This window comes from Streptomyces sp. NPDC059851 (genome assembly GCF_042732005.1).
In the GTDB taxonomy this organism is placed as follows: Bacteria; Actinomycetota; Actinomycetes; order Streptomycetales; family Streptomycetaceae; genus Streptomyces.
The window spans coordinates 32,214-41,971 of sequence record NZ_JBHWJJ010000062.1; the positions used below are offsets into that span (position 1 = coordinate 32,214).

At 73.2% G+C, this 9,758-nt stretch carries 2 protein-coding genes; both read right to left on the reverse strand.

The window, feature by feature from the left end; all coding sequences use genetic code 11:
• Nucleotides 1-28: 28 nt before the first annotated feature.
• Nucleotides 29-1,294 (reverse strand): crotonyl-CoA carboxylase/reductase, encoded by a 1,266-nt coding sequence (gene ccrA / locus ACFV7Q_RS21515; protein WP_385430606.1) that lies wholly within the window; start codon nt 1,292-1,294, stop codon nt 29-31.
• Nucleotides 1,291-9,747 carry an amino acid adenylation domain-containing protein gene (locus ACFV7Q_RS21520; protein WP_385430610.1) on the reverse strand — a complete coding sequence of 2,819 codons (8,457 nt, stop codon included), beginning with the start codon at nt 9,745-9,747 and terminating at the stop codon, nt 1,291-1,293. Before ACFV7Q_RS21520 ends, ccrA begins: the two co-directional genes overlap by 4 nt.
• Between the last annotated feature and the right edge of the window lie 11 nt (nt 9,748-9,758).

A 9,758-nucleotide genomic window follows, 5' to 3' on the forward strand; every position in this document is an offset into this window, starting at 1 on the left:
TTGGAACGGAAGACGGGTGCGCCGGGGGTCATGCCGGCAGGCCGGTCAGGCCGGTGGTGGGTGCGTTGACGAGGACGGCCATGTTCCCGGCGGGGTGGCGGTTCTCGTAGACGAGCTGGTGCGCGTGGGCGATGTCCCGGAACGGCAGCGTGATGCTCAGGCAGGGGTCGATCCGGCCCGATCCCACCAGGTCGATGATCGCCTTGGTCTCCTGGACGTTCGCGGCGTGCGACCCCTGGAGCCGCTTCTGGAACATCCACAGGTAGCGCAGGTCGAGGTCGCCGTTGTAGCCGCTGGTCCCCGCGCAGGTCACGACCATTCCGGCGTGGTCGCACAGGTAGACGGAGGTCGGCAGGGTGTCCGCGCCCGGGTGCTCCAGGACGATGCGGGGCGAGCGTCGTTCTCCGAGCGCGTCCCAGAAGGCGCGGCCGAAGGCGCGGGCGCCGTCGAGCCAGGCCCCGTAGGCCTCGGTGTCGTCGGAGTCCGGCAGCCGGCCCCAGTGGGTGAAATCCCTGCGGTTGATGACGCCCTTGGCGCCGAGCTTCAGACAGTACTCCGCCTTGGCCTCGTCGGACACCACCGCGATGGGGATGCCGGCGAAGTGCCTGACGATCTGGATCGCCATCGAGCCCAGGCTGCCCGATCCGCCCCAGATCAGGACCGGGTCGCCGGGGCGGACCACGTGGGGCGCCCATCCGCAGAGTTGGCGGTAGGAGGTCGATCCCCCCGCGAGGAAGCACCCCGCCTCCTCCCAGGTCAGATGGGCCGGCTTCAGGTGGCACTGGTATTCGTCGGCGACCGTGAACTGGGCGAAGGAGCCGTGGTTCAGCTCGTACCCCCACGCGCGCTGCGAGCGCGAGGCGATGGGATCGACACCGAGGCGGATGTCGGGCGCCGACTCGTCCCAGCAGACGCCGCCGACGATGACGTGGTCGCCGACCTTGAGCTGGCGGACCCCCTCGCCGACGGCCCAGACCACGCCGGACCCCTCGGAGCCCGCGATGTGGAAGTCGTCCGGGTCACCCTGCTTGCGGCGGGCGGCGATGACGTCGGCCGGGGTGCCGAGACCTGCCCACACGCCGTTGTAGTTCACTCCGGAGGCCATCATCATGATCACGACCTGGCCGCGTCCCGCCTCGGGAACCGGTACGGTCTCCAGCTGCATGGCCTGGGACGGCGGTCCGTACCGTTCGGGACGGATGACCGCCGCGTACATGTGGCTGGGGACGTGCCCCAGCGGGGGGATCTCCCCGAGTTCGTACAGCTCCTTCACCGTGTTCTCCTCGGTGGTCATGCGCGGGCGGGCCGCGGCAGCAGCGCGGCGTTGAGGGGGGCGGCGATCTGCCGGAGCGCATCGCGCCCCAGCATGTCGCGGTGCTCGCAGGGGACGGCGTGGGCCGTGAGGGTCCCGCCGACGTACGGCTTCCAGTCATCGGCGCTGCCGGGGTGCGCTTCGCCGGCGGCCACGAAGAGGAGCATGTCCCCGTCGAAGGGAGCCGGCTCGTGCGCTCCCTGGAGCACCACGTTGTTCCGATAGGTCTCGACGAGCGTCGCCAGGTGGCGCTCCACGAGCCGGGCCATCGGCAGTTCGCTGCGGCGCAGCAGTCCGGCGGCCGTCTCGACGGTGAGCGGTCCGCCGACTGCCTGCGCCGGGTCCAGCTCCACCGCTTCGAGCAGGGCGTGCAGGACGTCGTGCTCCGCGGGCCGCTCCGCCGGTGCCGGTTCCCCGGCCGGGTAGGAGTCGAGCACGGCGAGCAGTGCGACGTCCTGGCCCTCGGCCCGGAGCAGGCCGGCCACCGTGTGGGCGAGGTGCCCGCCGAAGGACCAGCCGAGCAGGTGGTACGGGCCCTGCGGCTGCAGGGCGCGGACGTGCCGCAGGTAGAGCGCTGCCAGCTCGGTGACGGACGAGGCGTGTTCGCCCGGTCGGCTGTACGCCGGGGCCTGCAGGGCGTACAGGGGCCGCCCCTCGGGGAGGTGGTGCAGCAGCTCCGTGTACCGCCAGCCGAGCCCGCCGCCGGCGGGGAAGCAGAACAGCGGCGGCTCGTCCCCGCCGGTGCGCAGCGGGAGGACGATCCCCAGCCCGTCGCCGGCGTCCGGGGACGCTGCACGGTCCAGGAGTCCTGCGACGGTGGGCGCCTCGAAGAGCATCGCGATGGTGAGCCGGGGGTCGACGTGCGCCCGCAGGCGGGCCAGCAGCGACGCGGCGCGGAGCGAGTCCCCGCCCAGCTCGAAGAAGTTGTCGTCGATGCCGACTCCGGGCACTCCGAGCGTCTCGGCGAACACCGTGCACGCCAGGGCCTCCCGTTCGGACCGCGGTGCGCGGCCCTCCCCTCCGCCCTGCCCGTGGCCGGGGGCGGGCAGGGCCGCCCGGTCCACCTTTCCGGCTGCCGTCAGCGGGAGGGCGTCCAGCGTGACGAAGGCCGAGGGGACCATGTGCGCCGGCAGGCTCTCCGCCAGCGCGCCGGACAGCCGCTCGGGCTGCGGGGCTTCGGCCCCCGGCTGCGCCGTGAGGTAGGCGACGAGCCTCCGGCCGCCGGGCCGGTCCTCCCGAAGGGTGACCAGCGCCGTGGCGACGCCGGGCAGCGCGGCCAGCGCCGTCTCGATCTCGGCGGGTTCGATCCGGAAGCCCCTCAGCTTGAATTGGGAGTCGCCGCGGCCGATGAACTCCAGCGTGCCGTCGGACCGCCACGTCGCCAGGTCTCCGGTGCGGTACATCCGTGCTCCGGCGGGTCCGTACGGGTCGGCCACGAACCGCACGGCCGAGTACGCGGCATCGCCGTGGTAGCCGCGGACCACGCCGGTGCCGGCGATGTACAGCTCCCCGGTCACCCCGGCGGGAGCCGGCCGGAGCTGCCCGTCGAGGACGTAGAGCCGGGAGCCGCCCCACGGCCGCCCGATCGGCACGGAGTCGGGAACCGCGTCCCCGCTCCGCATCGGGTGCCTGGCCGCGAGCACGGTCGCCTCCGTCGGCCCGTAGCCGTTGATCACCAGCGTTCGGGGGCAGGCGTCCAGCACCTTGCGGACCGCGGTCGCGGACACCACGTCACCACCGGTGCGGATCTCGTGGACGCCGGCCAGGCAGGCCGGGTTCTCTTCGGCCAGCAGCCGGAAGAGTCCTGCGGAGAGCCACAGCCCGGTGATCCGCTCGCGCACGATCAGCTCGCCGAGCTCCGCCAGGTCCAGCCGGCCGGGGGGCGCGACGACCACGGTGCCGCCGAGAAGCAGCGGAACCCACCATTCCACGGCCACCGGATCCCAGACGTGCAGGGAGTGGAACAGCACCCGCTCCGTGGCGGCCCCGCCCCAGCCTGCGTCGGCGACGAAGTTCACGACGTTGCGGTGGGTCACCGCGACGCCCTTCGGGATTCCCGTGGAGCCGGAGGTGAACATCATGTAGGCGAGCTGGTCCGCTGCCACGGGCGCGGCGGGGGCCGTCGCGCACGGCGCACCGGCACCGCGCCCGGTGTCGACGACGAGCACCCGGGCCGGGAGGTCCGGCAGGCTGCGGAGGCGTTCCGCCCGGTCCGGCCCGGTGAGCAGCACGGTGGCGCCGCTGCGGCCGGTCATGGACGTCCACCGGGCCGCGGGGCTGTCCGGGTCCAGCGGCACGTAGGCGGAGCCGGCTTTGAGCGTGCCGAGCACCGCGGCAAGCAGGTCCAAGGAGCGGTCGAACAGCACCGCGACCCTGCTCTCGGGGACGGCCCCGGCGTCGATCAGGTCGTGGGCCACCCGGTTCGCGAGGGCGTCCAGTTCCGCGTAGGTGACCTCCCGTGTTCCGGTCCGCACGGCCACCGCGTCGGGCTGCCGTTCCACCACGCGGGCGAAGCGCCCGACGAGCGTCTCGCCGTCCAGGTCGTGGTGCTCTGCGCCGGCCCCCCATGCGGTGAGCAGCTGTCGACGCTCGTCTGGCCCGGTCAACTCGCCCCGGCCGACCGGCTGGTGGGGGTCGTGGGCGAGCACGTGCAGCACCTGCCGGAACCAGCCGAGGATGCGCTCCGCGAAGGCCGGGTCGATCACGTCGGGGCGGTGGTTGAGGCGCAGGCGCAGTCCGTCGCCGGTGAGCGCCGCCACCAGCGTGAGCGGGTAGTGGGCGGCGTCCTTGCCCAGGGAGCCCACGGTGCGGGCGCCGTCGGCGTCGTCCGTTCGGGTGACGTCGACCGGGTAGTTCTCGAACACCACGAGGGAGTCGAAGAGCTCTCCCAGACCGATCAGCTTGTGGATTTCCGACAGGCCGACGTGGTGGTGGCCGGTCATCGCGGCCTGCTCGTCCTGGACGCGGCTCACTGCGTGCGCCCAGCTCTCGGCATGGTCGAGCCGGACCCGCACCGGGACGGTGTTGATGAACAATCCGATCATGGACTCGATGCCGGGGATCTCCGGCGGCCGGCCGCTGACGGTCGTGCCGAAGACGACGTCGTCGCGGCCGGTGAGCTTGCCGAGCAGGACCGCCCAGGCCAGCTGGACCATGCTGTTCAGCGTCACGCCGCACTCTGCCGCCCGCTTCCGCAGGGCGCCGTACAGGTCGGCGGGGAGGTCCGCCGTGAGCCACTGCGGCATCATCGGTACGCGGCGCAGTTCGGCGGCGGTGACGCGGGTCGGCTCGTCGAGGCCTGCGAGTTCCTTCCGCCACGCCTCCAGGCTGTCCTCCTGTCCCCGGTCGGACAGCCATTCCAGGTAGTAGCGGTACGGCGTCACGGGCGGGAGGGTCGAGTCGTCGCCGGCCAGCCCGTACAGATCACGCAGCTCGGCCAGGAACAGCGGCATGGACCAGCCGTCGAGCAGGATGTGGTGGTGGGTGATCACCACGCGGTGGCGGCCCCCGCTCAGCCGGATCACCATGAACCGCAGCAGCGGTGGCACCGCGAGGTCGAACCGGCGGGTCCGCTCCTCTTCCAGGAGCTCCTCCAGTTTCGTGTGCACGTCCTCTCCGTGGAAGCCGGTGAGGTCCCGCTCCCGCCATTCCGGTTCGGTGTGGCGGGGTACGACCTGCACGGCACGGCCGGACGGCTGGTGCCTGAAGCCGGCCCGGAGGTTGGGGTGGCGGCGCAACAGCGTACGGGCGGCGGCCCGCAGTGCCTCGCTGTCGAAGGCTCCTTCCACGTCGGCCGACAGCTGGACCGCGTAGACGTCGTCCTCGTCCTGCGCGAGCAGGGAGTGGAACAGCAGTCCCTCCTGCAGGGGGGACAGTGGCAGGACGTCCTCGATGCCCGGCCCGCCGGCCTCGATCGCGTCGATCTCCGCCTGGTCCAGTTCCACGAGGGGGACGTCGGACGGGGTGAGTCCGCCGGCGGCGGGGGTGGCGGTGTGCGCCGCCAGGGACCGCAGCGCGGTCAGCCACAGGTCGGCGAGGCCGGCGACGTCCTCCCGGGTGAAGAGCGCCTGCGGCCAGGCGATCGCGGCGCCCAGGCGTACGCCGTCGGCGGTGGTCCGCGTCGCGGCGTTGATCTCCAGGCTGTGGGCGAACGGCGCCTTCGCGTCCCGTGCCGGAACCTCCGCCCGGATGTCCGCGGCGGTGGTCCAGACGGAGTCCCCGCCCGCCCCGGCACCGCGGGCTCCCAGGTAGTTGAAGCCGATGGCGGGCCGGGGAAGGCCGGCCAGGACGGTGGCCGTGCGGGGGTTGAGGTACCTGAGCAGACCGAAGCCGATGCCGTGGTCGGGAGCGGCCCGCAGCTGCTCCTTCACCTGCTTCAGCGCCTGCCCGACGGCGGGACCGCCGGCCCAGGCGTCGGCGGTGTCGACGGCCGGGTCGAGCCGGACCGGGTACAGGCTGGTGAACCAGCCGACGGTGCGTGAGAGGTCGGCGCCCGGGACGACGTCCTCCCGTCCGTGCCCTTCGACGTCCACGAGCACGGCGGTGTCCCGGCCGAGGCCGCGGCGCTCCCGCCATGCGGCGACGGCCAGCGCGAGGGTGGCCAGCAGTGCTTCGTCGATGCCCGCGCGGAAGGCTGCCGGCACGGCCGACAGCAGCTGCGCGGTCTCCTCCTCCGGGAGCTCCAGGGTGAGGGTGGCGGCGGTGTCGTACGTGTCACGGCCCGGCTCGGGTGCGGCGCCCAGCGGGACCTCACCGGGCGCGAGCCGCTCGGACCAGAGGTCGAGCTCCGCGGTGCGCGGCGCGCGCCGCGCCTCGTCGTACAGCTCCTGCGACCAGCGGCGGAACGACGTGCCCACCGGGGCCAGTCGTGCCGGCTCACCGGCCGAGGCCGCTTCGAAGGCGGCCCGGAGGTCAGGCACGAGGATCCGCCAGGACACCACGTCCACGGCGAGGTGGTGCACGATCCACAGCAGTCGGCCGGGCGCTTCCGTTCCCGCGTCGAACCACACCAGCTGCGTCATGGTCCCCGCTTCGGGGTCCAGCCGTCCGACGGCGGCGGCTGCCTCTTCGCGCCCGACCCGGTCGAGGTCGGCCGCCGGTACGGAGGTGGTGTCGACCCGGCGCAGCCAGGAGCGGACGTCGGAGGTACCGGCGGGTGCGATGTCCAGGCGCCAGTCCTCGGTGGACCGGTGGAGCCGGGCGCGCAGCACCTCGTGGCGGTCCGCGACCGCCCTCAGGGCGGTCAGCCACACGTCTTCGCCGGCCGCCGCGGGAACGGCGAGCAGCGTCGACTGGTTGAACCCGGACACCGGTCCGCCGGTCTCCCTCAGCCATTCCGCGATCGGGGTCGGGAACGCCTGGCCACCGGCGTCGGCAGCGGCGTCGGCCGCGTCCCGGGCCGGGTCGTGTTCCTGCTCGTCGGTGGCGAACAGGGCCAGTCGGGCGACCGTCTGGTGCCGGAAGACGTCCCGCGGGGAAATGACCACGCCGGCCCGGCGGGCCCGGCTGACCAGCTGGATGGCGACGATGCTGTCGCCGCCGAGGGCGAAGAACCCGTCGTCGACCCCGACCCGGGGCACGCCCAGGACCTCGGCGAACAGGGCGCAGAGCACCTCTTCCCGACGGCCGGCGGGGGGCCGGGAGGCCGAGGGGCGCCGGTCCGGAGCGGGTAGCGCCGCACGGTCCAGCTTCCCGTTGGCGGTGGTGGGCAGACCCGCGAGGACCACGACGGCCGCAGGGGTCATGTAGTCGGGCAGGACGTCGGCGACGGCGGACCGGAGCCGTTCGCCGTCGAGCGGGGCGTCCGTGTCGCCGGTGACGTAGGCGACGAGCCTGCGGTCGCCGGGCCGGTCCTCGCGGACCACGACGGCGGCCTGGGCGACACCCGGGCAGGACAGCAGCGCCGACTCGATCTCCCCCGGCTCGATCCGGTAACCACGGATCTTCACCTGGTCGTCCGCACGCCCCAGGAACTCCAGGTTCCCGTCCGCACGCCACCGCACCACGTCACCCGTCCGGTACATCCGGCCGCCACCGCCCCCGAACGGGTCCGCGACGAACCGCTCACCCGTCAGACCCGGCCGGCCCACGTACCCGCGGGCCAGCTGCGTTCCCGCGACGTACAGTTCGCCGGCGGTTCCGGCGGGAACCGGGCCCAGGCCGTCGTCGAGGACGTAGGCGCGGGTGTTGCGGACGGGGGCGCCGATGGGTACCCGGGTGCCGCCCGGCTCGCTGCGGTACTCCCAGCGCGTGACGTCGACGGCGGTCTCCGTGGGGCCGTAGAGGTTGTGGAGCCGCGCGCCGAGGCGGGAGCGGAAGGTCTCGGCCGTCTCGGGCGGCAGGGCCTCGCCGCTGCTGAAGACGGTGCGCAGGCTGTGGCAGCGGGCCGCGCTCTCCTCCGCGAGGAAGGCGCTCAGCATGGACGGCACGAAGTGCGCGGTGGTGATCTGCCGGTCCTGGATGAGGCCGGCGAGGTAGGCGGGGTCCCGGTGGCCGTCGGGCTTGGCCACGACGAGGGTCGCCCCCACCTGGAGGGGCCAGAAGAACTCCCAGACGGACACGTCGAATCCGGCCGGGGTCTTCTGCAGGACCCGGTCCTGTGGTCCCTGCGGGTATGCGTCCTGCATCCAGCGCAACCGGTTCACGATGGCCTCGTGCGAGGTGACGACACCCTTGGGTCGGCCGGTGGATCCGGAGGTGTAGATCACGTAAGCGGGGTGCTGCGCCAGCAGGGGCCCGGTCCGCTCCGCGTCGGTGAGGTCGGTTCCCGCCTGCGCGGCCAGCTCCCGTCGTACCTCCTCGTCGTCCAGGACGAGCCACGGGACACCGCTCTCACGCGACAGGGTCTCGGCCAGGCCGCACTCGCCGATCGCGAGCACCGGCCTCGCCTCGTCGAGCACGTTGATGCTGCGGCTCGCGGGCTGCTGCGGGTCGACGGGCAGGTAGGCGGCGCCGGTCTTCACGACGGCGTACATCGCGATGACGAGGTCCGCGGACCGCGGGAGCGCCAGGGCGACGATCCGCTCGGGACCGGCGCCCCGGGCGGCCAGGAGCCGGGCGAGTCGGTTCGCCGCCGTGTTGACGTCGGCGTACGACAGGACGGCATCGGCGGAGATGACGGCCGGCTGGTCCGGCGTGCGGGCTGCCTGAGCCTCGAAGAGGACGGGGAGCGTGTCGGCGGACCCTTCCGCGGCGGTGTCGTTCCAGGTGGTGAGGATCCGGTGGCGTTCGGTGGGGGTGAGGATGTCCAGGCGGGTCAGGGGCCGGTCGGGGTCGGCGACGGCGGCTTCGAGCAGCCGCACGAGGCGGCCGACCAGCGACTCGACCGTGGACCGGTCGAACAGGTCCTCGGAGTACTCGACCACGCCCTCGATGCCCGCAGCGCCACCGTCCGCGGCGAACCGCTCGGCCATGTGGAACGACAGGTCGAACTTGGCCGTCGTCGCACCCGAATCGGCTCCGCGCACCTGCAGGCCGTCGAACTCGACCGTCGGCTGCTGCTGGTTCTGGAGGGCGACCATGACCTGGAACAGCGGGTTGCGTGCCAGCGAGCGGGCCGGGTTGAGGACCTCGACGAGCCGCTCGAACGGCAGGTCCTGGTTCTCGTAGGCCGCCAGGTCGGCGGCCCGCACCCGCGCGAGGAGTTCGCGGAAGGTGGGGTCGCCGCTGGTGTCGGTGCGCAGCACCAGGGTGTTGACGAAGAACCCGACGAGGTCGTCGAGCGCGTCGTCCGTACGGCCCGCGATCGGAGCACCGATCGGAATGTCGGTACCCGCGCCCAGCCGGCTCAGCACAGCGGCCACAGCCGCCTGGACCACCATGAACATGCTCGCCGCACCCTCACGGGCCAGAGCCCGCAACGCACGGTGGCCACCCGCGCCCAGCGCCAGCGGCACGGAACCACCGCGGTGGCTCGGCACCACCGGACGCACCCGGTCCACCGGCAGCGAAATCTCCTCCGGGAGGCCGGCCAGGGTCTGCTGCCAGTACGACAACTGCTGCGACACGGCACTGTCCGGATCGTCCTCAGAGCCCAGGACCTCACGCTGCCACAACGCATAGTCCGCGTACTGCACCGGCAGCGGAGCCCACCCCGGCGCCACACCACCACACCGGGCCGCGTACGCAGCCGCCAGATCACGCGCCAGCGGACCCACCGACCAGCCGTCACCGGCAATGTGGTGCATCACCACAGCGAGGACGTGCTCGTCCTCGCCGAGCGCGAACAACCGCGCCCGCAGCGGAACCTCGACCGACAGGTCGAACCCGGCCCGCGTCACACCCGCCAGCGCCCCGGCAAGACCCGCCTCGTCGACCTCGACCACCTCGAACCCGAGCGCGACCGAGCCGGGGTCCAGCACGACCTGCCGCGGCACACCGTCCACCTCGGGGAACACCGTCCGCAGACTCTCGTGCCGGCCCACCACATCCGCCAGGGCCTCCCCCA